Genomic DNA, 23,132 nt, shown 5'->3' on the forward strand with positions numbered 1-23,132 from the left:
AGGGAGGGGCCGCATGGCGGCAGGGAAGCCGAGGACGGGTCGGGGCTACGTGGTCGCGTTCAGCGCGGCGATCGTGATGTGGATCGTGAGTGCGAACAGCGACGACGGGCCGTCGGCCGAGCTGCCGACGGCGCGGGGGGTGGAGCGGTCGGTGTCGCGCGGCGAGGTGTCGCCGTGGCCGTTCACGGTCGACAGCGGGGTGCTGCGGTACCAGCCTGCATCCGGGGCGGTGACTTTCCAGCCCCGGGGAAAAAGGGTGATCGGTGCGCGCTGAACGGCGCGGCGAAGACGATCGGCTACCCGAACGTGGTGACGCCGGGCCTGACCGCGTACGGGCCGTAGCCGGGCCGGGTGGTCGACTCTCAGGGGCCGTGTCGGCCATGATGAGGCCCTGGAACTTCTCGCGGCGCACGACCACGGCCCCGTCAGTGCCCGGGTAGTAGGTTGCCGGTCCAGCTCGCACCGGGCTTCATCGAGCGCGTCGATGGCCTTCTTCAGCAGCCGGGCCGCGGCGGCGTCCGGCCCGGTACGGGCGTAGGCGTTCTCCAGCCGGACGCGGCGCTCGAGGAACTCGTTGCGGACCCCGGTGAGAACCGCGCCGAAGTCTTCGTACTCGGCCGCGGTCAGGGGCGTCTTCATGGGCATGGCCCTGATCGTCGCGGACCGGGCGCAGGCGTGGTGGGCGAAGCCGCTGCGGGTCACCCGGACGACCCTCGGGAGAACCCGCGCCCCGGCACCGTGTCACCCCAACCCAAGCTCTACGACCAGCCGTTGTGCCCGTCGCGCCATGAAGCAGCGCGCCACGCCGTTCGCCGCCACGCAGCGGTCCTCCCCGCGCGAGCGGGGGTCAGCCGGCCGGCTTACGGCCAGCACCGCGGGGCGGAGCGTCGTCCCCGCACGAGCGGGGATCCGCCGTCGCGGAGAGGGCTCGTCGGCGTACTGAGCGGATCTTCCCGCACGCGGGGGTCAGCCGCCGTGGTTGGCGCCGCGCTTCGTGACGACGGTCTGCTTGGTTATGTCGCATACCCTGGCGGGCGCGTGGATGGTGTGTGGGCGGTGTTGTTGAGCTGTGGCCGTCACGCCCCAGGTGCCCACTCGCGCCGGTAGTCGGGGTGGTGGGCGTAGGGCAGTGCGAGGAGTCGCAGTACCCATTCCGTGATGGCGGGGGGCGGTGTGTGGCGGGCTCCGGTGTCGTCGACGAGCCAGCGCTCGCCGGTGTGCTCGTCCTCGTGGAGGGGGCCCATCCAGCGGAGGCTGCACGAGCCGCTGAAGGTGTGCTCGGCGCGGCAGGCTAGCGGGCAGTTCGCGTTGGAGGCGTTCAGCAACTCCCGCTTCGCCAGCACCTCGGCCAGGACCCGTGCCGGGCTCCATCCGCCCGGGTCGCGCTCGTCCTCGTCCAGGCGTTCGCGCAGGAACGCCAGCAGGGCGGCGGTCACTCGAACGCCTCCGGATACATGTTGTCGAGTTCACCGTCGAGCTGTACCAGGTCGTCGTGCATGCCGAACAGCATGACGCCCTGCACTTCGCGCATCGCGTCAACCGGGGTGGCCTGCGTGGCAGCCAGGTTGTGCACTGCATCGGTCAGCCTTGCGACTTCCTTGCTGAACTCGGACGGCTCGTTCACGGGGTCATCCTCTCGCAGCGGCCCGGCCTACAGCGCGGTAAGCGCGAACGCGGCGAGGAGCAGGCTGAGTCCTCTCCGCGCGAGCGGGGGTCAGCCGAGCAGGCAGACTGGCACTGATTTCTCCGAGGTTGGCGAGAGCCACGTCTTCGCCCGGTTCGGGAGCCACCTGGGCTCCGGTGAGATTGGGAGCCATGCGCCTGGCGCGCCGCGTTCAGCACATCCGCGGCCATGGGCCGTTCGGCCGTCGTACCGGCTTTCAGCCGGCCTGCCGCCGGCAGGTGAGGTAGAGCGGCAGGAGGACGACCCACAGGCACAAGCAGCCGAGCGCCCAGGTGGCGGGTTTGCTCAGCTCGATCGCTCCCGCCGAGAAGTAGACGGGAGATCCGCGCCTGGCACGGGCCGACGCGTCCTGGTAGACCCAGCCCACGCTCCCGAGCAGGACGCTGAGGGGAATCAGCGTGGTGGCGTACGACCCCATTGTCCCTGCCCATGTTCGGTGATGATGCGGGCCACGGCAGCCACGTCGTCCGGCGTGATGGTGGGGGCGGACTCGGTGGCCGATGATGAGCACGAGGGCCGTGTCTGTCGAGAGTGCCTATACGTGACCGAAGCGTCAAGGAGCCTTTACGCCTCTGCCGCCCGTCGCGCCCGCGCCACCCGCAGGAGCACTCCATCAGTGGCTCCCGAAGTCACCGGAGATCCGGCCTGCGGGCGAGTACATCGTTGCCACGGACGGACCAGCAATGGCTCGCGAACCCGGCGGAGCACTGGCTCTCGTACGACCCGATGAACTCCTCCCCGCTCGAGCGGGGGTCAGCCGACGGTCCGGTGAATGGTCTTGGAGGAGACCCCACCGTCCCCGCGGGAGTGGGAGTCAGTCGCGGCGACATAGAACGGCAGGGCAGGGCCTGCAGTCCTCCCCGCGCGCGGGGATGGTCCCCACTTCGCGATCCCGAAGAAAAACTGCGCGATCTGCTCCCTGCCCACGCAGGGATGGCCCCAGCACGAATCACCCGACGCGGGAGGTGACGGCCTGCTCCCCGCGCCCGCAGGGACGGCCTCTGCAGGTTCAGGTGGTGTAGCGGATCAGGTTCGTTGTGGTGAGGTCGAAGTCGAAGGGAGGCGGGATCGGGACGGTGTCACCGAACCTTCCGGTCCACTGCTGACGGTACGACCCGTTTGACGGCTCGGAGAACAGGACGACCGTGCCCTCGCGCGGATCGACCATCAAGTAGAGGGGGATGCCCATCAGGGGGTAGTCGCGGACTTTGCCGACCAGGTCGTTCTCGGGGTTCGACACGGAGACGATCTCAACGGCGATCTCGGCGAGTTCCGCCGGCACCTCGTTCCCGCCGAGCTCCACTACTGACACCGGGATGTACGTCAGGTCCGGGTTGCGGAGCTTGCCGACGTTCGGCGAAACCAGATCCGTGTTCTCGCTGGGCATCAGCCCCACCGGCCGGTGAGCGTCGAATTGCTCCCGCACGATGAGCAGGTTCCGCTGATGGATCACCGACGGCCCGGCCATCATGATGATCTCATCACCCGATACCTCGACCTTCCACCCAGCGGGAGGCGTCAGGCTCTGCGCGAACTCCAACAACTGCGCGTGGCGTTCAGGAACACGAAACTCGGCCATACCGCCATCCTCCCACCCCAAACCCAGGCCACCACCCCATGCCCCACAACCCACCAACACACCCCTCAACCTGCTCGCACCCGCAGGAGTCTGTTCGGCCTCGCCGGCCCGGCCACGATGAACTCCTTCTCCCGTCGTACCTCCATGGCACGATGCACCCACACACCGCTCCTTGACACCCCAACAGCCACACACAGCAAAGAAACTGGAAAACCGTCACAACACCACAGGTCACGAAGTCCTCCCTGCGCGAGCGGAGGTCAGCCGGGTAGGAGTCGAGGCAGGGCGGCGGAAAGCGCAGGGAGTCGTGGAGAGGGTTCATGCCCTTCCAACCCCCGCCCGGCGACCCGGGCCACGGCCCGCCGGGAACCCGCGTCGGCTCCGCACGCCCGCACGCTCCCAAGGGCTCCGGGCCGGGAGGGCGGCGCGGTCCCGGTCCCCGCCGCGGCGGCGGGGGCGGGTCCGGCCGGGGGCCGTCACCAGCCGCGCCTACGATGCGGATCATGGCCGGTGATACTTCCGCGCGGCCGAAGAAGAGCTGCGACCGGGCGTGCGTCGATACCTGGCTCACCGACTGGAACGACAACCCACACCCGTTCATCTGGACCAAGACCGCCGACGAAATCCTCGACAAGGTCGCCGCCTACCACCAGCGAATCCCCGGCTCAGGTCACTAGACCGTCCAGCGTGGTGCCCATTCAGAGGATCTGGACGGTCCGGGCCAGCGCCGCCGCCGTCGAGTCGGCAGCGATCAGCAGCTTGCGGCCGAGCAGGTCGCCGAGCACGCCGAAGGCGAACTCGGCGGAAGGGGGACCACGGCCGCGGAGATCCTCGATGCCGGGAGACCCCAGCCGTATTCACGGCTGGGGTCTCCCGGCATCGAGGAGCGCCCATGACCTCCGCCGGCTCAGTCCGCTGCGGCCAGGTCGGCGGCGCTGATCCGGGACAGCCCCCGGATCGGTACCGCCAGGGCTGCCACCACCAGGGCAGTCGCCGCGAGCGTGGCCAGCAGCGCAGCGCCGGTGACCGTGAACAGGTGTCCATGCAGCACGCCCCGCCCGAGGGCCAGCACCCCGGCCAGACCGGCCACCGCGCCCGACAGGCCGCCCAGCAGGGCCAGGCCGATTCCCTCGTAGAGGGTCAGCTTCGCCAGTTCCCGATTGGTCCAGCCGGTCGCTCGCAGCACCGCGAGATCGGCCGCGCGTTCGCGCTGCGAGATGACGAGGACGTCGACGGCGCCGGCGGCTCCCAGCACCAGGGACAGGGCGACGCTGAGGTAGTCCGCCCCGCGTGCCTGAGCCACCACGGCGCTGCCGAGCAACGACCCGGCGACCTCGCCCCGAAAGGCCAGCGTCAGGGCGAGCAGCACCGTGAAGGCGGCTACTCCCAGCGCCAGCCCCGCCGCACCCAGCAGCGTGCGGCCCCGCACCCGCAGCAGGTTGAGCGCGGCCAGTCCGGCCACCGAACGCACCGGACGCGCGCGGCGGGCCGCCGTCACCGGGGGCCGGACGGCTTCCATCGGTCCCAGCCGGGTGGCAAGCCAGGCGGGGATCAGGCCCGCCGCCGTGGCAAGCAGAAGCGCCACCGGGAGTACGAGGAGCGACTTGGCGCCGGCGTCGGGCTGTCCCAGCGCCCCGCCCAGCACGTATGCAAGCACCGCGCCCGCGGCCCCGGCGGCCAGCCCGATCACCACCAGTTCACCGAGGACCAGGCGGAGCACCTCGCCGCCGCTCCAACCGAGGCAGCGCAGCGTGCCGATCTCGGTGCGGCGCGAGCGCACCGAGGCCAGCGCTGCCTGGCCGAGGAAGAGTGCGCACACGACGAGGACCAGTACGAAGAGCACCGCGCTCTTGGTGTCCACAGCCCTGAGGATGCGCAGGGCCACGCCCTTGGCGACCCAACGCTCGGTCACCTGTGCGGAGTCGGCCAGCACCACCGTCCGCAGGGCGGGTGAGCTGCCGACGGTGACGTCGACCTGGAGCAGGGGGTAGGTGGCACGGATCTTCCCGGCCACCGCGTTCACCCGCGCCCGGGAGGCGGTGTCCACGCCGGTCACTCCGGCCACCCGGATCCTGATCGCGCTGAGCGGCGCCTTGTCCTGGAGGCTGGGGACCCGACGGCTCTCGGTGAGTGCGGTGATGGAGTCCATCGTCGTCAGCATGGTGGGCGGCGGACTGATGTAGCCGCCTAGGTTACGGTCGGGTAGCAGCGGCTTGTCGTAGAGCTTCGCCCGGGTCGCGCTGTCCGCGCCGGTGACCTGGGGCGGCTGGTAGGTCTCCAGCGGAGTCTCGGACAGGGGCGAGAAGCCGGGAAGTTGACCGGTGTCGTAGCGGCCGACCAGCCGGACGAAGGGATTGGGAAGGCGGCCGGAGTCCACACCGTCGCAAGTACCCAGTCCGATGCAGTCCGTGGAGGTGTGGCTGGTCACCTCCCGGTACTGGACGCCCTGGTGGTTCTCCTCTGGAACGTTGCCGAACGGCTGCTTGTTCGAGTTGGTGATCCACAGGCCGGGTTTCTGCGGCGGTTGCGGCTGCGCGGCCAGATCGCCGTTGGGGGTCGGGCGGTATGTGACCGGACCGACCGTCCAGTAGACACCGGTGTCGAACGAATCCACGTTCAGTGCCCTGCGGTAGCCCTGGCTCAGGTCGACCCGGGTCGTGCCCACCGGGGTGCCGCGCAGGCTCTGGACGAAACTGTGCGCCGCCGGGTTGCCCAGCTTGGAGGGCAGTTCGGCAGGGTCGCCGACGTCGAGCCGCTCCACGGTGGCGTCGAGTGTGCCGGTGGTCAGCGGGTTGTCGCTGAGCAGCGCCGGGATGTAGATGTCGCGCTGTCCGTGGATGCTCTCGGCGCCCGACACCTCCCGTGGCTTGTCCTGCTCGCTGAGCATCCGGCCCGAGGCGATGGTGCTGCCCAGGCCGACCAGCCGGTCCTCCGCCACCGGGTCGATGGCGGAGAGCAGAACGGGATAACTGACCGGGATGTCGATGGTGGCCTTGTCCCGGCCGGACTGGCAGTTCATCCGTGAACTCAGGTCCGGATCGAACGGTGACCTGTCACTGAGGTCCTCGGCGATGATGTTCGGCTTCAATGGCAGGTTCAGGCCGAACTGCTGCCCTCCGGTCTTGTCCTGGTTGAAGTAGAAGCAGACGTCGTACTTGCCGTTGATCCGGTAGCCCTCGGTGTTCTTGTCCGCGTCGCCCGCTTCCAGGGTGTCGGACTCGAAGAGGCCGTCCGACTCCGATCCCGACGTCAGGGGGGAGCGGGTGAGGTAGACGTACTCGTCCGAGGTGCGGTAACTGCCCAGTCCGGAGGTGAGGGTGGGGCTGATGCGCAGGATCTGCCGGGACGCGTGGCCGTCCAGGAAGCGGGACACGTCCACGGTGACGGTGCTCGCCACCATGAGGTAGCCGATGTTGGCGACCGGCGCGGCCACGTCGACGCCGGCCATGCCGCGGACGCGGTTGTACTGCTCCGTGGTGATGCCGCCGAACGTGCCGGACAGGAAGTTGGGCGCGACCAGTGCGCTCCGCCGCTCCACATCCGTCTGCGAGTCGGGCGGGCGGACCAGGATGTCGTAGGCGGACCGCGCGTTGTCCCGTACGGTGCCCACGGTCGCGGCCTGGCTCGTGCTCACCGTCGCGGTCAGCAGGGTGAAGCTGGTCGCCGCCACCAGGATTCCGGCGGCCAGGGCCAGCGCGCGCCCGCGCCGCCGCCGGAGCTGATCGAGGATCACCGTGATCACGGGCGCAGGCCCCCCAGCCGCTGCAGCACGTCGCAGGACGGCGTGATCCGCTGGTCCGAGACGATTTTGCCGTCCTGCAGGCGCACCACCCGGTCGCCGTTGGCGGCGACCTCCGCGTCGTGCGTGGCGATCAGCATCGTCATCCCGTACCGCTCGCGCAGCGACATCAGCAGGTCGATGACCTCCCGTCCGATGACGCTGTCCAGGTTGCCCGTGGGCTCGTCCGCCAGAAGCAGACCCGGTCGGTTGATCAACGCGCGTGCGACGGCGACCCGTTGCTGCTGACCGCCCGACAACTGCGAAGGCAGGGCGTCGGCCCGCTGGTCGAGGCCGACGGCTTCGAGCAGTTCCATACCGCGTGCACGCCGGTCGAAGTCCACTCTGCGCGGCAGGACGGGGGCGAGTACGTTGTCCAGTGCGGTCAGCGCGGGCAGCAGGTGGAAGCGCTGGAAGACGAAGCCGATGCGCCGCCGGTGACGGTCCAGGTCCCGGCGCGCGAGTTCCGCACCGTCGATCTCGACGTGTCCCTCGTCGGGCTGGTCCATGCCACCTATGACATGCAGGACGGTGGATTTACCGGCGCCGGACGGCCCGGTCAACATCACCACCTCGCCGGCCGCGACCTCCAAGTCCACCCCGTCCAGAGCGGTCAGCCCGGGATACCGACGACTCACCCCGCGTAAAGCCACCCTCACAGCCATGGATGCCGCCTCGCCCTCGTCCCTCGCGGCGCGCACGTCGCCGCCCTGCATTGTGCCAATGCAACGATATATTGTCACAATGCAGAAGGGACGTACATGCCGCTCCATCACGCCGTGCTCTCGCTACTGACCCGGCGACCGAGTCACGGGTACGAACTCAAGGCCCGTTTCGAGGAGGCCATCGGCCCGCAGTGGGGTGGCCTGAACATCGGTCACCTCTACCAGATCCTCGAACGGCTGGTCCGCGACGGCTATGTCTCACGCTCGCAGGTCACGCAGACCGACCGGCCCGACAAGAACCTCTACACGCTCACCGAGGCGGGCGAGGCCGAGCTGCGCTCGTGGGCGACCAGCGCCTGGGTGCGCGTCGGCGGCTTCCGCGACGAACTGTTCCTGAAGCTCCTCGGCGCGTCGACCCTGGGCCCGCAGGCCCTGGCCGAATTGATCGAGTCGCAGCGGCAGACGTACCTGTCCGAACTCGCGGGCCTGGCGCGGCAGCGCCGCTCCCACGCCAACGAGCCACTGGTCGCCGTCTTGATCGACGCCGCCATCGCGCACACCAAGGCCGACCTCGGCCTGCTGGACAGCGCCGCACAGCATCTAGGCCCGCTCGCCACGGCACGGAGCGCGCGGGCATCGGAGGGCGCACCTTCACCGGTGCGGGGTGACGCCGACGAGGACGGGGGCCACGGCGGGACGAGAGAGGCCCGGACCGAGTCCGCCTTCTAGGCCGTGTACCGAAAGTGGATCTTGGACTGTGGATGATCATGGTTCATGGGTCGCGGAGATCTCACAGACGAGCAGTGGGCGGTGCTGGAGCAGTTGTTGCCGAAGGGCGCCAGGGCGGGGCGACCGCCGCTCTGGGCTCGGCGGCAGTTGATCGACGGCATACGGTTCCGTGTCCGGACCGGCGTTCCGTGGCGGGACATCCCCGCCGAGTACGGACCGTGGAGCCAGGTCTACGACCTCTTCCGTCGGTGGCAACGAAACGGGACCTGGCAGCGGATCATCACCCGGCTCCAGTCCCTGGCCGACGCGAAGGGGGCGATCACATGGGATCTGAGCGTCGACTCCACGGTCTGCCGCGCGCATCAGCATGCGGCTGGAGCCCGCAAGCACGGCGACCTGCAGAAGGAACCGCCGGGCGGTGTCTTCATCGAGCCCGGTGACCACGGGCTGGGGAGGTCGCGCGGCGGGTTCACCACCAAACTCCACCTGACAGTGGAGCAGGGTAAGAAGCCCATGTCGATCGTGGTGACCGCTGGGCAGTGCGGGGACTCGCCGCAGTTCGAAGCTGTTCTGGAGAGGGTCCGCGTGCCCCGTGTCGGACCGGGTCGGCCAGGGGTCCGCCCCGATCGTGTGCGGGCGGACCGGGCCTACGCCTCCCGCAAGAACCGCGCCTACCTGCGCCGCCGCGGGATCCGCTGCACCATCCCCGACAAAGCCGATCAGGCGCGCAACCGTCAAAAGCTCGGCTCCCGCGGCGATCGACCGCCGAAGTTCGACAAGGCTGACTACCGTGAGCGTCATGCGGTCGAGTACGGGATCAACCGCCTCAAAAGGCACCGGGCCGTCGCAACGCGATATGACAAGCTCGCGGTTCGCTACGAGGCGACGATCCTCATCGCCGCCATCAACGAATGGCTGTGACCAGGCTCTTCAAAACTCATAGGGGCCGCCCCGGAAGTACATACTTCTGCGCGCTCGTGGGCGGTCACCGCGCCCGTGCGCGGCATCGGAGCGGTCGGCAGGTGCCGTCCGTTTCGCCAGCGCGCAGCGTCTCCAGGCCGGCCAGCACCTCCGACCGATTGTCCGACCTTTTCATCCACGCCGGCAGCCGAGCGAACATCGCCATCGTCGGCCGCGCTACGCCGCGCTCTCGCAAGTACGCACCGGCATAGGCGGACAGCTCATCGACGTGATCCTCGTTGTAGGCCCACAGGATCTGACCCACGCAACGGGTCTGAAGCCACAGCGGCAGCCGGAAGAACGGATCCTCACTACCACCCAGCACCGCGCCAACCAGCCCAGCCCCCTGCACCTCGGGTTTCCAGTCGGCGACGGCACCGCATCCTCCACAAGCCAGACGACGCGGCTGGAACACGGGCTTGATCCGCTTTGACGGACACTCCTGATCAGGGGCCTCGGCCCCGGAGGGATGATGTCCATCATGGAGAGCATGGGGAAGAAGCCGAGGCCCAGGCGCTCGTTCACGCCGGAGTTCAAGGCGGAGATCGTCGACCCGTGTCGGCGCGGTGACCGGTCGGTGGGGCAGGTCGCGGAGGACTTCGGCCTGACCGGGACCGCGGTGCGCGACTGGGTGCGCCGGGCCGAGGTCAACGCCGGCGAACGCGAGGGCCTGACCGGCGACGAGCGTGAGGAACTGGCCCGACTGCGGCGGGAGAACCGCAGGCTGCGCGGGGACGTCGAGATCCTCAAGCGGCCACGGCTTTCTTCGCGCAGGAGACCCGGTGACGGTCCACCCGTTCATCGAGGCGGAGAAGCAGGCAGGCCACAACGTCAAACGAGCGTGTGAACTGCTCCAGGTCTCCCGAGCCGCCTTCTACGCCCGCCGCAACGGCGGACCAGGTCCCCGCGCGGTCCGCGACACCGAGCTGACCGAGAAGATCACCGGGATCCACGCGGACTCCCGGGGAGGCTGCGGAGCCCCGCGCGTCCACGCCCAGCTCCAACAGGCCGGTGACCGGTGCGAACGGCGCCGGGTCGCCCGCCTGATGCGCCAGGCCGGCCTCCATGGTCGGCACCGCCGTCGGCGCCACCGCACCACCACCCCGGACCCGAACGCCGTCATGCGACCGGACCTGGTCCTGCGCGACTTCCGGCCCGACCCGACCGGTCTCGACTCGCGCTGGTGCGGCGACATCACGTACATCGCGACCGAGGAGGGCTGGCTCTACCTGGCCACCGTCATCGACATCGCCTCCCGTCGCGTCGTCGGCTGGGCCACCGCCGACCACCTGCGCACCGAACTGGTCGCCGACGCCCTACGGGCAGCCTGCCGAACCCGCCGTCCATCGGGCCGGGCCATCTTCCACACCGATCGCGGCTGTCAGTACACCAGTCGTGAATTCGCCGCGCTGGCAATGGACTTCGGAGTCCGTCTGCCGGCCGGCCGCACCGGGCAGTGCTGGGACAACGCGCTCGCTGAGTCCTTCTTCGCCACCCTGAAGCGGGAACTGATCAGTGACCGACTGTGGCCGGGCCGGACGGCCGCCCGCTCCGCGATCTTCGAGTGGATCGAAGGCCGGTACAACATACGCAGGCTGCACAGCAGCCTCGGCTACCGCAGTCCCGCCGACTACGAGAACGTCCCGGTGGCCTGACCACCACAACGAGGGTGTCCGTCAAAGCAGAGCAAGCTCAACAGGAGCTCGCTGAAGTATCTGGGATCAGCAAGGCCTGGCCGAGGGATCACGAAGGCGCGGCCCCCACATCGCGGACAGACCACAAGCATCCGACCCGCGAACCGAGCCAACCCACCCCCTGGGTCATAGTGACGAGAGAGATCAGTACACGGCTCGGAATCCATGACGGACACCATCGCAGATTCGCGATACAAACAGCGACTTGGTTCTCGACGAGCATGACCTACGGCTCGCCACCAGCCACTTTCGATACACGGCCTAGGCCCGTCCACCCTCACAGGGCTCGTCAGATCGCCCGGACGAGGGGCAGGTCCGCCTCACTGGAGGCGTGACGTCCATGGGGCCGGGCTCGCACTGGCCCAGCTCGCGCAGCTGCTCTTCGCCCACCCCGGCGGCCACGGCCTCGGCAAGGGCCGCATCCAGCTGACGGCGGGTACCGGCGTGCTCAGCGACGGCCTGCTCGACGCGCTTCAGAGAACTCGCCGCCCTGGGCTTGAGGCTCGTGATCACCTTGAGATTCATGCGACTCGCGTGCCCCAATCACCCGAAGGCATGCGCGCCAACGACAAGCAACAAAGGCTGGGAGGCTGGTGGGACATGCCCGAGGACGACCCTGGCGGCGTCCTCAGGCAGGGGCCGTGCCGTCACTGGTCGTCCCCTGGCCAGCGTCCGACGAAGGGGAGCAGCGATGATCGTTGTCGTCGCAGGCGTCACGACCGGGGGACCGTCCCCGCGAGCGCGGGGAGCAGCGGGCGGGCAGGTGCTGGTCGACGGGCCGGTCGGGACCATCCTCGCGGGCGCGGGGAGCAGAGGATCAAACTCAAGGTGCTGGTCGGCAGCCGGGGCCATCCCCGCGGGCGCGGGGAGCAGGCCGACAGCACGCTGCTGATCCCGCAGGTGATGGGACCATCCCCGCGGGCGCGGGGAGCAGCCCGGCAACCGGCAGGGAGAGTCAGGTGAACTGGGACCATCCCCGCGGGCGCGGGGAGCAGGTCGCGGGAACCCGAGAGGAACGCTAGCGCAAGGGACCATCCCCGCGGGCGCGGGGAGCAGTCAACCCCTCCCCCGGGTGGTTCGGTACAGGCGGGACCATCCCCGCGGGCGCGGGGAGCAGGCTCCAGGTCACCCCGAAGTCGTGGGAGGACGGGGACCATCCCCGCGGGCGCGGGGAGCAGCAGTAGGTGAGGAACTGGGTGCCGGTGAGGGTGGGACCATCCCCGCGGGCGCGGGGAGCAGTCGTTTCGCGCCATCGAGGGCAAGCGAACGACGGGACCATCCCCGCGGGCGCGGGGAGCAGGACAGCGACCTGCGGACCGGACTCTGGGTGAGGGGACCATCCCCGCGGGCGCGGGGAGCAGGACACCCGTCCAAGGGTGTCGCGACCTGCGCAGGGACCATCCCCGCGGGCGCGGGGAGCAGTCGGCCGCGGTGTGGGTGAGCGCCTCGGCCAAGGGACCATCCCCGCGGGCGCGGGGAGCAGTGGGTCGGTACGACGACTCGATCACCGTCAACGGGACCATCCCCGCGGGCGCGGGGAGCAGTCTTGATGACCTGTGGGTTTACCTGGCGATGTGGCGTGAAACTGCAAACTTCGCTGATTCCGGCATAACGGACATGCAATCCAGGCTCTTCCAGCAGTCGTTCAGCGTCTTCCGAAACGGCGCAGTTTGGACGCGGTGCTCCAGCCCGGCTTTGCGGGACCGGGTGCCGGTGTTGCGGTGGTGTTCGGTCGGTGGATGAGGGTGAGGCCTTCGTGGTCGACGGGTTTCCAGGCGTGGTCGTGGGTGTGGAAGGTGAAACCCTGCTCCGTGTTCGAGGTGTGGATCAGGAGGGCCCGGCCCTGGCCCGCGTGCTGCCGGACTTCGGCCCAGAGGACGTCCCGTACGCGTGCGGTCGGAGAGCCGATGAACACTCCGGCGGAGATCTCCAGGAGCCAGCGGGTGAGCAGGCCGCGTAGTCCGACAGGGCAGTTGGTGAGGACGATGACGGTCACCAGTTGCCCTCCCCGTAGTTGACTCCGGCGGCGACGTGTTGCCCGTGGTCGGCCTGGAGGGTGACCGTGTCCTCGTCATCGGTGGCTGTTTCGACGGCGAGCAGGTTGCGGATGTCGGTGACGATCCGTTCCTGCAGGCGCAGTTCGCGGATGCGGTCGCGCAGGGCGCGGCGGGTGCGGGCGCCGATGTCCTCGGGGGAGGCGGCTGCGACGTCGAAGGCGACGGGGATGCCGACGTCGGTCTTGTAGAGGTCGGCGATGTCGAGGACGAAGGAGAGTTCGTGGCCGGAGTGTACGAACCCGAGGGCGGGTGAGCAGCCGAGTGCGGCGATGACGGCGTGCGAGACGCCGTACATGGCTTGGGCGGCCGCGGTGATGGCCTGGTTGGCGGGATCTCCGGAGGTGAAGTCGCCGGGAGTGTAGTGGCGTCCTCTCCAGCGGATGCCGGTTCTGGCGGCTTCGGCGCGGTAGCAGTCCTTCATGCGGTCGCCTTCACGGCCGAGGAGTTGCCGTCGGGTGAGGCCCGCCGGGTCTTCGCCGGGGAAGCGCAGGCGGTACATGGCCCGGGCGGTGTCCAGGCGGGTGCGCTGGTTCGCCCAGCGAAGGGCCTGGGCTTCGGCGAGGGCGGAGGAGCGGGACAGGGAGCGGCCTGCCGCGTAGTGGCGGACGCCGTGTTCGCCGGTCCAGACGACGGCTGCGCCGGTTTCGCCGAGGACGCTCATCGCCTGGTGGGTGATGCGGGTGCCGGGGCCCAGGAGCAGGGTGCCGATGGTGGCGGAGGGGATGTGGGTGGTGCCGTCGGCGGTTTCGACGGTGAGGGCGTTGGCGTCGCGGTGGATGGTGCAGCGTTCGAGGTAGAGGAAGGAGATGCGGTCGGCGGCGCGGGCGAGTTCGCGCGGGCTGCTGGCCGGTCGGCGGCTGACGGTGCTCACGGGGTCAGCCGATCGGGGCGAGGGTCATCAGGCCGCAGCCGTAGGCCTTGGCTTTGCCGAGGCCGCCGGTCAGTACGGCGCGCAGGGCGTCGGGGTCGGTGACTTCGAGGCGGCCGTCGAAGGTGACGGCGGTGAGGGTGACGCGTCCGGTGGCGCCGTGCTTGGAGAAGGCGAGGCTGCGCTGGCCGTGGACGGCGAGTTGGTGTTCGTCGCCGTGTTCGGTGTGCCGGCGCTCGGCGGGTTTGGCCAGGATGCGGAAGCCGCCCGCGTCCTGGCGCTGGAGCAGCCACTGCATCTGGTGCCGGGCGGTGAGGTGGGCGGTGCGCTTGGTGGGCTCGCCGTCCTTGGTGCGAACGTGGTGGACGGGGTTGGCGGTGAGGCGGAAGTTCCAGGCGGTGCCCTTGTCGAGGCGTTCGAGGAACGGGGCGTAGGCGTAGGTCTGCCAGCCGGCCGTGCCGGTGGCGGCTGCGGCGGGCCAGCCGGCCTGTTCCACGAGGTGGGTGAGGTCGGGGCGGGACGGGCCGACGACGTACAACTGCACTTCGGCGGCGGCGTTGTGGTCGGTGCGCCACAGGACGCGCGGGCCGGGGGCGGTGGGGAGGATCTCGGGGAAGGCGGACATGACGGCGGCGTGCAGGTGCTGGGGGGAGGACAGCAGTCGGCGGGCTCCCGCGCGCGCGGTGTTGAAGCGGAAGCGGGTCAGGTACATCAGGCGCTTTCCAGGTGTGTCGTCGGGTCGTGGGCGGGCACGGCAGCGGTGGACCGTGGCCTGGCACGGGGGTTGGGCACGGTGACGGTGGTGGTGCGGACGGTGCGCAGGCCGTGGCGGCGGTGGCGGACGTCGAAGCTGAGCGGCTGGTCGCGCAGCACGTCGCCCTGGACGGACGCGGCGGGGTTGCTACCTGGCGGGATCTCGGCGAGGACGGTCAGGTCGACGCTCGTGCGGTCGCGGTGGCGCTGCTGGTGCCAGGCGGAGGCACGCCAGGGCAGTCGGGCCAGGACGGCTTCGAGGTCGCCGTCGTGGTGGACGCTCCGGTCGTCGTGCAGGTCCAGCGTGCGGGAGGGCGGGCAGGAGCGGCGCCCCAGGTAGGGCAGGTAGACGGGGGCCCGGACGGCCGTGTAGAGGCGTTCGATGAGCGGGGCCGGGCCTTCGACGGCCGCGACGAAGACGGCATCGGCCAGGTAGAAGCGCTCGGAGAGCGGCATCGACTCGCCGGTGTCGAAGTGCTGGGCGCTCTGGTAGTCGCGCAGCCGGGCACCGGGCTGGTCGATGCGGACGCCGAAGCGCAGGGCGGCGAGTTCGGCGAGCCCCGCATCGTCGCCGCGTTCGAGGCCGAGCGCGGCGGCGAGCAGTCCGATCACGCCGCTCTTGGTGGGGGCGTTCTCGGTGGTGCGCCGGGCGAAGCGCGAGGTGGCCCCCCACGACTGCAGGGGGCCGGCCAGTTGCAGGGCCAGCACGCTCATCCGCGCTGCTCCAGGCGGGCGGCGACGGCGGCGCCGACGGTGGTGACCAGGCCGGAGAGCCGCGGGGTCTCCTGGCCGAGGGAGGAGAGCTTGGCGGTGGCGGGGCCCACCCGCAGGACCCAGGTCTGGGCGTCGTCGTCGCCGTAGGCCCGTTCGATCTCGGGGACGTAGTCGGCGAGGCGGGCGCAGGCGGGCTCCAGGTGACCGCCGTCGGCGTCGGGGGCGACGGGCTTCTCGAAGGCGCCGACGAAGCTGACGGGACGTGAGGTCCGCAGGGTGACGAGGACGGCGTCGGGGAGGGTGTGGTTGCCGAAGGTGTTGATCTTGCCGGTGGGCAGGGAGGAGACGAAGCCCTCCAGGAACGCCTCGACGGCGCGGCGCACCGGGGTGGCGGGCGCCTCGTCCTGGTCGAGGCCCCGGCCGAGGTTGCGCTCCAGTAGGTCGACGTCGAGGGCGGCGTAGCGGTAGAGGGTGGCGGAGTTGAAGTCGACGGTGCCGATCATGCCCGCGCCCGGTTCGGCGTCGGTGTTGCGGTCGTCGACGGCGGTGAAGTAGTCGGACTCGGTCTCGCTGCGGTGCACGCCGATGGCGTGGGCGACCTGGGCGGCGGCGTCGACGTTGATGTCGGTGGAGTCGGCGACCATCCGTCCGAACAGGGCGATGTCGACGGAGTGCCGGCCGTCGGCGATCTTCTTCGCGCGGGCCTTGGCGTCCTTGTCCTTGAAGAACGCCTTGATGTCGGCGGCGCCTTCGACGGCCAGGGCCGCGAGGTGGTCGAGCTGGCGGGCGCTGAGGAACATCAGGTAGGAGGACTCGGGCGCCGGGTCGTCGCCGCCGTTCTTCTTCGCCTGCTCGACCTTGCGCTTGGGCGGCTCGATCTTCGAACCGGTCGCGGTCTGCAGCACCTCCGCCGCCAGCGCCAGCGCCTGGGCCTCACCCGTGCCGGGGGCGAGCTCGGTGATGCGCTCGGCGAGGAGTTCGGCGACCCGCTTGGTGCGCACGCCGAGCTCGGCCGGGTCGAGGATGGTGTCGAAGTAGCGGCGGGTGGCGCGCTTCCAGGACTGGCTGGAGACCCGGGCGCGGGTGGCGCCGCCGTACACCGCGGTCTTGGGCGCGCCCGTGTCGTCCCGGTTCAGGTTGCTCGGCGGGACGCTCTGCAGGGCGTGCACGTCGAGGATGATGCGGCTGCTCACTGGGCGCTGTCCTTGTTCTCGTCGGTGTCGGCGGTGCTGTCGGTATCGGAGGCTGTACCGCTGGCGGGCTTGGCGCGGTGGGCGTGCAGGGAGCGGCCCCAGGAGCGCCGGATGCTGTCCGGCCCCCACGGCTGCTGCTGCCACTGGTAGAGCTGCTCGGCGAGCAGGGCGTAGTCGAGAGCGAAGTCTCCGCGGCGCAGCAGCAGCACGATCTCGCGCAGGCGGGTGGCCAGGACGGGCATCGTGGCCGCGGATCCGGCCCGCACGAAGCGCTTGCGGGTCGGCTCGTCCATGTCGCCGCCGGGCATCAGGCGGCGTACGGCGGTGCCGAGTTCGTCACCGCCGGGCCGGTGCATGCGGGTGCCGCGGGACTGCTGGTGCAAGGCGTACAGGGTCGCGGCCGTGTACAGGGCGGTGTGTGCGGCGTCCTGGTGCAATGCCGGGTCGGCGTGGAGGGTGTCGCTGTCGAGCAGGCCCCACAGGTCGGGGATGGTGGAGGTGTCCTTGCCGGCGCCGCGGCGCAGCCGGGCGAGGGCGGCGACGGCGTCGGGGCGGTCGTCCAGGTAGCCCTTCTGCAGGCGGCCGATCTCGCTGCCGGCGAGGGTACCGACCGGGCCGAGCACGCGGCGGCGCTGTACGGTGGCTGGTGGGGCGGTGGTCATGCGGTCGCCCTTTCGCTGTCGGGGGCGGTGTCAGGGTCTGCGGGTACCGGGGCGTCGGAGGTACCGGGGGCGAGGGGTGCCGGAGGGCGGTCTGTGGGATCGGGCTGCGGGGTGGTGGGGTGGGCCAGCGGCAGGGCGCGCTTGAGGCGGCTGCGGAACCACAGGTCGGCGGAGTCGGTGCTCAGCCAGGCCTCGCCCTGTTTGGTGACCACTGTCCGTCCCGCCCACGCGGTGTCTCCGGCTTGGGCGATGAGGCCGTCGGCGAGGGTGGAGACGATCCGGCGGGCCTGCTGCTGCCAGTCGGTGCGCAGCGCGGCCGGGTCGTCGCCGTCGCGGATGGCCGCCAGCCAGAGCCGGTAGGGGCCGTCGAGGGCTCCGAATCCGGCGTCCCGTGCGCTCGCTTTGGGGGTCTCGGACTCGCTGCCTGCCGCCCGTGCGAGATCGGAGGCCAGGTCGCCCAGGGCCCGGACGGCGAGATCCGCGTCGGTGGCCGCGATCTTCGCGGTCTCGCCCAGACGGGAGTCCCGTTCGCTCAGCACGACCAGCGCGAACGCCACCGCGTCGCCGGCGATCTCGTCGATGACCGACTGCTGGGTGCCGTACACGGCGCCGAAGGTCCGCAGCCGCATCCGGCGCCCCTTGGGCAGGATCTCGTCCGCTTCCAGCCGGGCCAGCCAGTGCACCAGCCCCGGCCTCAGTTCCGGCGCAGGGTCTGCGGCCGCGCCCTGGGACGGGGCAGCGGAGGCGATCAGCGAGCCCAGACCGCGCCAGGCCGATCGGGCCGGGTCCACTTCCCTGGGCAGGTACACCGGCGACTGGCCGAGTTTCTTCTCCTGCGCAGGGCTGCGCCGCCAGCCGGTCATGGGCTCGGTGCCGAACTTGTTCCGAGGGACGAGGGGGTCGCCGTAGGTGAGGACGACGCCGTGCACACCGTCGTGGTCGGCGTGCAGCCGGATGCGGCGGGACTGCCAGGTGTACAGGTCGCGCGGGCCGGTGGGACGCAAGGCCAGGTCGTCGGCCGCGCCGGGGCCGGCGGGCGGTCGGCGCCAGGCGGGCAGGTCGCCGTGGACGGTGCTCCAGTGGTCGGCCGCGATCAGGTTCAGCAGCAACGTCTCGCGCAGGTCCGTGCCTTCGGCGAGCACCGCCCCGAGGTTGCCGGCCCAGGCCGGGCCCTGGGGGTAGGCCTTGCCCGCTTTGGCCCGCGGGTCGCCCTCCACGCCGGTCTTGATGCCCGAGGTGTCGTAGGCCTGGGCGTGCACGACCCAGCGGGCGGCCTCGGCGAACGTGATGCGCTCGACGCCGGGGAAGCGCGCGGTGAAGAACGGGTTGCCGTTGGGCACGTCCGCCACGATCCGGTTCAGCGGGAAGACCTCGTCCTTGCCGGTCCGAAGCTGCGCGCACTGGAAGAACGGCGTGCGCGGGTGGAGGAGGTCGAAGCGGTCCCGGTATTCCTCCAGGTAGGGCAGCACCGGGTGCAGCGCCTGCGGGTCCTCCCACAGGTCGGCCCATTCCTCGGTGTCGCCCGGGCCGTCCAGGGCATCGTGGGCGATGGCCAGCAGCAGGCGGGTGAGGGCGAATTCCTGGGTGGGGAGTTCGCAGGCCAGTCGCCTGATTCTTTGCGCCTGCTCGAATACCTCGCGCAGTGACAATTCGCTCTCGCGGCCGCCGGCCAGCAGGACCGGGATCCACGCCTGCCCTGTCAGGTCGAACACTGCTGTTCCATCCAGGACTTGGGTGCGCTCATGCGTCGGCACTCGACACCTCGAGTCCGTTCTCACGGGTGTACATGAGTCGGAACCCTGCCAGAAGGGTCGGACAACCGGGCCTGATCGGAAGGATCAACTGGCCTGCCAACCAAGGGTTTTCCTTAACCTGCCAACTTTCGAAGTAGAAACGCTCAAGTTCGGCAATTACCCGGTCAATAATGTACGGCTTTGCCAAGCGCGCCAGCAGGCGCAGCCCGCAGGCCGCCGCCGCTTTCGCCGCCTTCGGCGACGGCACCGAACCGGTCGGCAGCGGCAGACCTCCCCTCCCCTCGCCCGCCCAGCTCACCGTCGCCAGCGAGCCGTCCTCCAACTCTTCGACGACGACCACCTCGATGCTCTCCGGGCTGTCACGCACCTGGGCCAGCCCGGCACGCGTGTCGTCCGCATCACCCGTTCCCCCGGCCAGCCAGCCCATCAGCGACCGGCCGTCCTTGCCCACCTCCCTGATCCGGAACACATCCGCCGCCCGCGCCTTCTTCACCTGCAGCTGCTCGTGGACCAGCCGCGCCTCCTCCAGCACCGACGCCCACTGCACGGGCCCCACCGGCCCGTCCCCGTACGCCGCCTGCACCAAGGCGCTGATGTCACCGGGCAGGGACAGGCTCCGTCCCTCCTCCAGGTAGGGGTGCAGCACGGCGAGCGCGCGCAGCAGCGCGTGCCGCCCGTACACCGCCTCCGATCCGCGCACCGGCGCGGGTACCGCGGCGGACCAGTCGACGCCCGTCAGCAGGCACCTCGCCTCCCGCAGCCGCGCGGGTCGGCCCGGGCGCCGGTGGCGGTGCAGCCGCCCCACCCGCTGCAGCAGCAGGTCCACTGGCGCCACGTCGCTCACCAGCAGGTCGAAGTCCACGTCCAGCGACTGCTCCGCCACCTGGCTGGCCACCACGATGTGCCGCCCGGGTCGCCGCGAGCCGTCCGGGCCGAACAACTCCAGCAGCGCGCTGTCGTTCTCGGCCCGGTCGGTGTCGATGAACCTGGCGTGCGCGACGCTCACCGCTCCGTTCCCGAACCTCTCCCGCAGCACCATGGCCGCCTCCAGCACCCGGTCGACGGTGTTGCGCACCACCAGCGCGCACCCACCTCCTTCCAGCTCGGCCTCCAGCCGGTCCGCCAGCACCTCCAGGTCGTCATCCAGCCGCTCCAACCGCACCTCGCCCCCGCGGCCGGACGCCGCCGGCCGCCCCAGCAGCGGATCGTGCCCGGCGCACACCGCCGTCAGCAGCGGATACTCCCGCGCCTGCCCCACAGCAGCGAACCGCCCGTCATCTCCCTCGCCGACGCCCGCGTACGCCTGCGCCAGCTCCCGGCGGCGCGCGGCCGGAAGCGTCGCCGACAGCACCACCACCGGCACCCCGTACGCACCCAGCCAGCCCAGCACCCGGTCCAGGTAGGCGTTCATGTACGTGTCGTACGCGTGCGCCTCGTCGATCACCACGACCTTCCCCGCCACCGCCAGATGACGCAGCACCAGGTGGCGGGCCTTCAGACCGGCGAACAGCAACTGGTCGACCGTCCCCACCACGAACGACGACAGCAGGCCCTTCTTCCGTCCGGCCAGCCACTGGTGCGCCACCAGCTCCGCCGGCCCCGCCCCCTCCTCACCCACCTTCGGCACCCGCTCCGCACCGTCCACGTCCACCGCCGCCACCCGCTGCCGCGAGCGGGCCCGCAACTCGGCGGCATCCCGGTTCAGCGCCGCCTTCGAATGCGCCAGCAGCACCGACAGCCGCTCGCCGCCCTCGACCGGCAACCGGTCCAGCCAGCCCAGCAGCCGCGGGAACATGGCGTTGCTCGTCGCCATCGTCGGCAGCGCGAAGAACACCCCGCCCGCACCGGCCCGCGCCGCCAACACCTCCGCCGCCGCCAGCGCCGCCTCCGTCTTCCCCTCCCCCATCGGCGCCTCCACGATCAGCAGCCCCGGCTCGGGCATAGCCCGCGCCATCTCCACCGCCGCCGCCTGCACCGGCCGCACCACCGCCCCCGGCAGCAGCTCGAACCGCGACGCGAACAACACCTGGGCGTCTTCCTGTGGCACCCGCGGCCGCCACGGCCCCGGCAGGTCCAACCCCCGCCACGCCGCCGCCACCCGGCGCCCGCCGTCGAACCCGGCCTCCAGCGGAAAGTACGGGAACAGATCAGGGTTGCTCGCGATCCAGTCCGCCATGATCACCAACCCGGACAGCACCACCTGCACCGTCTGCGGCAACCTCACCCCACGCCAGTGCCCCAGCCTCCCCTGCGCCCCGAACTCCGCCGCACACGCGTCCAGCAACTCCCCCTGGACCCTCCGCCACACCTCTTCGCTCCCGCCCGGCGTCCGCAACAGCTCCGCACGCCCGTCCAACTCCAGGAGCGCCACCTGCTCCGGCGGAACGCCGTGGTGGCCGCCCACCACCACGGCGAACTGCCCCGTCACCCTCCCCGGCCACGCGTGCCGCTCCTTCAACCACTCCTGCAGCAGCAACTGCCCCGCCAGACCGTGCGGCGCCAGCCGCCGATCCGCACCCAGCCCCGCCCGGTACGGCATCTCCAACCCCGCATCACGCATCCGGTCGGCCAGAGCGTCCACCTGGCATGCGAACGCCGGCGTCACCTTCCCGACGTCGTGCACCCCCGCCAGCCACACCGCCAACCGCCGCCCGTCCACCTCCCCCTCCGGCAGTACCCCGCCCACCAGCGCCCGCACCCGATCCGGCACCCAGAAGTCCCACAACAGCCCCGCCACCGCCGCACTGTCCTGCATGTGGCACCACAACGGCAGCCACCCCTCACCGTCCTTGTCGTGCTTCGCCCACACACTCCGGGCCCCCGCCGACAACCGCGACCGCAGATCGAACCCGCCGCCCACCCGCCCACCTCTCTCCGCACCGCACGACCCCGGCAAGCACCCGGAGATGACGGACGATCATATGGACCACCGACGGCCATGCCCCCTCCCATGACGAAATCCCGACACCCCACGCACAGATGCCGACACACCACCCCGCACAGGGCCCGACCAGGGAAACTCTCCCCCTCCAAAGCCCCGCACCGGGCGATCCCACCCCAGACCGCCAGGTATGGCAACACCCGGAAGAAGCCGCCCGACCACACCGCCGCTGCCCCCCCCCGGGGGGGGGGGGGCGGAACCCCTCGGACAGCACGGCCCCCGACACCCGACACCGATGGCCGAGACCCCCGCCCGGTGTCATACCGCCGTGGGACCATCCAGCCCCGCTCAACCGCCCCTTGACACCTCCACAGCAACAAACCCACCCAAAGGGCCGCGAAGACAGCCTCAACCACTCCCCGCACACATCGAGCCGATCCCTGCACCCCGACGACAGGCACAGCGACACTGCGACAACATCGGCTCGCCACGAAACCCGACGGCCGCACCACAGAACTGCACCCGCGCCCTGAAAACCCCCACTCGACCATAGAAAAGGAAGCTATGCCACTTATGTCCAAATCTTCGAAAGTTGCAGACTTCCGCTCCCCCGGCACATAGCACCGCAGGTCAACAAGGCTGCTCCCCGCCCCCGCGGGGATGGCCCCGCGCCCTCGCCGAATACCAGCGCCGCACAGGCCTGCTCCCCGCCCGCGCGGGGATGGCCCCGCCCTCTTGCAGGCCCTCGACGCGACGAAGGACTGCTCCCCGCCCGCGCGGGGATGGCCCCAGCACCGTCCAGTTCAACGGGGTGCCCACGCTCTGCTCCCCGCCCGCGCGGGGATGGCCCCAACACCGCGCCCACCGCCACCCCAACCAGGCCCTGCTCCCCGCCCGCGTGGGGATGGTCCCGGCCGCGACGGCGACAACCGGTCGCTCACCAACTGCTCCCCGCCCGCGCGGGGATGGTCCCGCGCCGTTGGGGTCGTAGCCGTGCTCCATCAGCTGCTCCCCGCCCGCGCGGGGATGGCCCCGCCGTGTCGGGGGGTGCGTCGTCTGGGGCGACCTGCTCCCCGCGCCTGCGGGGATGGCCCCTGCCAGAACGTGAGAGCGCCTGGCGGTTCTACCTGCTCCCCGCGCCTGCGGGGGTCTGCCGCTGGA

At 70.8% G+C, this 23,132-nt stretch carries 21 protein-coding genes and 1 CRISPR repeat array; of the genes, 5 read left to right on the forward strand and 16 right to left on the reverse strand.

Annotated elements, in window-relative coordinates:
- Positions 1-45: 45 nt before the first annotated feature.
- From HUT16_RS01360 to HUT16_RS01380, 5 genes are all read right to left on the reverse strand, one after another.
- A complete protein-coding gene (locus HUT16_RS01360) occupies positions 46-645 on the reverse strand; it encodes a hypothetical protein (protein ID WP_176184631.1) in 600 nt (199 codons plus the stop codon).
- Between the two features lie 431 nt (positions 646-1,076).
- Entirely contained in the window at positions 1,077-1,436 is a 360-nt protein-coding gene (locus tag HUT16_RS01365) for a DUF6221 family protein (RefSeq protein WP_176184633.1), read from the reverse strand.
- Positions 1,433-1,624: a hypothetical protein gene (locus HUT16_RS01370; RefSeq protein ID WP_176184635.1), complete on the reverse strand. Its 192-nt coding sequence runs from the start codon at positions 1,622-1,624 to the stop codon at positions 1,433-1,435. Before HUT16_RS01370 ends, HUT16_RS01365 begins: the two co-directional genes overlap by 4 nt.
- 256 nt (positions 1,625-1,880) lie before the next feature.
- A complete protein-coding gene (locus HUT16_RS01375; protein ID WP_176184637.1) occupies positions 1,881-2,102 on the reverse strand; it encodes a hypothetical protein in 222 nt (73 codons plus the stop codon).
- Positions 2,103-2,693: 591 nt separating this feature from the next.
- Positions 2,694-3,263, reverse strand: coding sequence for a Uma2 family endonuclease (locus HUT16_RS01380; RefSeq protein WP_176184639.1), 570 nt, complete (start codon positions 3,261-3,263; stop codon positions 2,694-2,696).
- Between the two features lie 503 nt (positions 3,264-3,766).
- Between HUT16_RS01380 and HUT16_RS01385 the strand changes: the two genes are divergently transcribed.
- Positions 3,767-3,940 carry a hypothetical protein gene (locus tag HUT16_RS01385; RefSeq protein WP_176184148.1) on the forward strand — a complete coding sequence of 58 codons (174 nt, stop codon included), beginning with the start codon at positions 3,767-3,769 and terminating at the stop codon, positions 3,938-3,940.
- Positions 3,941-4,170: 230 nt separating this feature from the next.
- On the opposite strand, the gene HUT16_RS01390 is transcribed toward HUT16_RS01385, so the two are convergent.
- Positions 4,171-7,005 carry an FtsX-like permease family protein gene (locus HUT16_RS01390; RefSeq protein WP_254897581.1) on the reverse strand — a complete coding sequence of 945 codons (2,835 nt, stop codon included), beginning with the start codon at positions 7,003-7,005 and terminating at the stop codon, positions 4,171-4,173.
- Positions 7,002-7,757: an ABC transporter ATP-binding protein gene (locus HUT16_RS01395; protein ID WP_368662660.1), complete on the reverse strand. Its 756-nt coding sequence runs from the start codon at positions 7,755-7,757 to the stop codon at positions 7,002-7,004. Before HUT16_RS01395 ends, HUT16_RS01390 begins: the two co-directional genes overlap by 4 nt.
- 45 nt (positions 7,758-7,802) lie before the next feature.
- On the opposite strand from HUT16_RS01395, the gene HUT16_RS01400 reads away from it, so the two are divergent.
- Together HUT16_RS01400 and HUT16_RS01405 are read left to right on the forward strand one after the other, a co-directional pair.
- On the forward strand, positions 7,803-8,435 hold the full coding sequence (locus HUT16_RS01400) for a PadR family transcriptional regulator (RefSeq protein WP_176184640.1): 633 nt from the start codon (positions 7,803-7,805) through the stop codon (positions 8,433-8,435).
- A gap of 45 nt (positions 8,436-8,480) precedes the next feature.
- Entirely contained in the window at positions 8,481-9,356 is an 876-nt protein-coding gene (locus tag HUT16_RS01405; RefSeq protein WP_176184642.1) for an IS5 family transposase, read from the forward strand.
- Between the two features lie 64 nt (positions 9,357-9,420).
- Here the strand turns inward: HUT16_RS01405 and HUT16_RS01410 are convergent, their stop codons facing one another.
- Positions 9,421-9,810, reverse strand: coding sequence for a hypothetical protein (locus HUT16_RS01410; protein WP_254897582.1), 390 nt, complete (start codon positions 9,808-9,810; stop codon positions 9,421-9,423).
- Positions 9,811-9,867: 57 nt separating this feature from the next.
- Between HUT16_RS01410 and HUT16_RS01415 the strand changes: the two genes are divergently transcribed.
- The gene (locus HUT16_RS01415) at positions 9,868-10,242 is read left to right on the forward strand and encodes a transposase (protein ID WP_176184644.1); all 375 of its coding nucleotides are present in this window, start codon (positions 9,868-9,870) and stop codon (positions 10,240-10,242) included.
- Positions 10,178-11,050: an IS3 family transposase gene (locus HUT16_RS01420; protein WP_176184646.1), complete on the forward strand. Its 873-nt coding sequence runs from the start codon at positions 10,178-10,180 to the stop codon at positions 11,048-11,050. The genes HUT16_RS01415 and HUT16_RS01420 overlap by 65 nt, the downstream gene beginning before the upstream one ends.
- 762 nt (positions 11,051-11,812) lie before the next feature.
- Positions 11,813-12,633: a CRISPR direct-repeat array (repeat unit 29 nt; unit sequence GGGACCATCCCCGCGGGCGCGGGGAGCAG).
- Positions 12,634-12,734: 101 nt separating this feature from the next.
- Here the strand turns inward: HUT16_RS01420 and cas2e are convergent.
- Genes cas2e through cas3 form a run of 8 tightly spaced genes read right to left on the reverse strand, consistent with a single transcriptional unit; the run spans position 12,735 to position 21,950 of the window.
- A complete protein-coding gene (gene cas2e / locus HUT16_RS01425; RefSeq protein WP_176184647.1) occupies positions 12,735-13,085 on the reverse strand; it encodes a type I-E CRISPR-associated endoribonuclease Cas2e in 351 nt (116 codons plus the stop codon).
- Positions 13,082-14,017 (reverse strand): type I-E CRISPR-associated endonuclease Cas1e, encoded by a 936-nt coding sequence (gene cas1e, locus HUT16_RS01430; RefSeq protein ID WP_176184649.1) that lies wholly within the window; start codon positions 14,015-14,017, stop codon positions 13,082-13,084. Before cas1e ends, cas2e begins: the two co-directional genes overlap by 4 nt.
- A 4-nt stretch (positions 14,018-14,021) precedes the next feature.
- Entirely contained in the window at positions 14,022-14,726 is a 705-nt protein-coding gene (gene cas6e / locus HUT16_RS01435; RefSeq protein WP_176184651.1) for a type I-E CRISPR-associated protein Cas6/Cse3/CasE, read from the reverse strand.
- Positions 14,726-15,481, reverse strand: coding sequence for a type I-E CRISPR-associated protein Cas5/CasD (gene cas5e / locus HUT16_RS01440; protein WP_176184653.1), 756 nt, complete (start codon positions 15,479-15,481; stop codon positions 14,726-14,728). The genes cas6e and cas5e overlap by 1 nt, the downstream gene beginning before the upstream one ends.
- Entirely contained in the window at positions 15,478-16,674 is a 1,197-nt protein-coding gene (cas7e, locus tag HUT16_RS01445; RefSeq protein ID WP_176184655.1) for a type I-E CRISPR-associated protein Cas7/Cse4/CasC, read from the reverse strand. The genes cas5e and cas7e overlap by 4 nt, the downstream gene beginning before the upstream one ends.
- Positions 16,671-17,336, reverse strand: a complete 666-nt coding sequence (casB, locus tag HUT16_RS01450; RefSeq protein WP_176184656.1) for a type I-E CRISPR-associated protein Cse2/CasB — start codon at positions 17,334-17,336, stop codon at positions 16,671-16,673. Before casB ends, cas7e begins: the two co-directional genes overlap by 4 nt.
- Positions 17,333-19,048: a type I-E CRISPR-associated protein Cse1/CasA gene (gene casA, locus HUT16_RS01455; RefSeq protein ID WP_254897583.1), complete on the reverse strand. Its 1,716-nt coding sequence runs from the start codon at positions 19,046-19,048 to the stop codon at positions 17,333-17,335. Before casA ends, casB begins: the two co-directional genes overlap by 4 nt.
- 28 nt (positions 19,049-19,076) lie before the next feature.
- Complete coding sequence (gene cas3, locus HUT16_RS01460; RefSeq protein ID WP_368662661.1) at positions 19,077-21,950, reverse strand: CRISPR-associated helicase Cas3'; 2,874 nt, start codon at positions 21,948-21,950, stop codon at positions 19,077-19,079.
- Positions 21,951-23,132 lie beyond the last annotated feature (1,182 nt).

The sequence above is a fragment of the Kitasatospora sp. NA04385 genome (assembly GCF_013364235.1).
Classification (GTDB): domain Bacteria; phylum Actinomycetota; class Actinomycetes; order Streptomycetales; family Streptomycetaceae; genus Kitasatospora.

Excerpts from the sequence above, each read along its gene's own strand:
- cas5e (WP_176184653.1), bottom strand. The coding sequence starts at position 15,481 with ATGAGCGTGCTGGCCCTGCAACTGGCCGGCCCCCTGCAGTCGTGGGGG.
- HUT16_RS01380 (WP_176184639.1), bottom strand. The coding sequence starts at position 3,263 with ATGGCCGAGTTTCGTGTTCCTGAACGCCACGCGCAGTTGTTGGAGTTC.
- HUT16_RS01415 (WP_176184644.1), top strand. The coding sequence starts at position 9,868 with ATGTCCATCATGGAGAGCATGGGGAAGAAGCCGAGGCCCAGGCGCTCG.
- HUT16_RS01395 (WP_368662660.1), bottom strand. The coding sequence starts at position 7,757 with ATGCAGGGCGGCGACGTGCGCGCCGCGAGGGACGAGGGCGAGGCGGCA.
- casB (WP_176184656.1), bottom strand. The coding sequence starts at position 17,336 with ATGACCACCGCCCCACCAGCCACCGTACAGCGCCGCCGCGTGCTCGGC.
- HUT16_RS01385 (WP_176184148.1), top strand. The coding sequence starts at position 3,767 with ATGGCCGGTGATACTTCCGCGCGGCCGAAGAAGAGCTGCGACCGGGCG.
- HUT16_RS01405 (WP_176184642.1), top strand. The coding sequence starts at position 8,481 with ATGGGTCGCGGAGATCTCACAGACGAGCAGTGGGCGGTGCTGGAGCAG.
- HUT16_RS01375 (WP_176184637.1), bottom strand. The coding sequence starts at position 2,102 with ATGGGGTCGTACGCCACCACGCTGATTCCCCTCAGCGTCCTGCTCGGG.
- cas6e (WP_176184651.1), bottom strand. The coding sequence starts at position 14,726 with ATGTACCTGACCCGCTTCCGCTTCAACACCGCGCGCGCGGGAGCCCGC.
- HUT16_RS01400 (WP_176184640.1), top strand. The coding sequence starts at position 7,803 with ATGCCGCTCCATCACGCCGTGCTCTCGCTACTGACCCGGCGACCGAGT.
- HUT16_RS01360 (WP_176184631.1), bottom strand. The coding sequence starts at position 645 with ATGCCCATGAAGACGCCCCTGACCGCGGCCGAGTACGAAGACTTCGGC.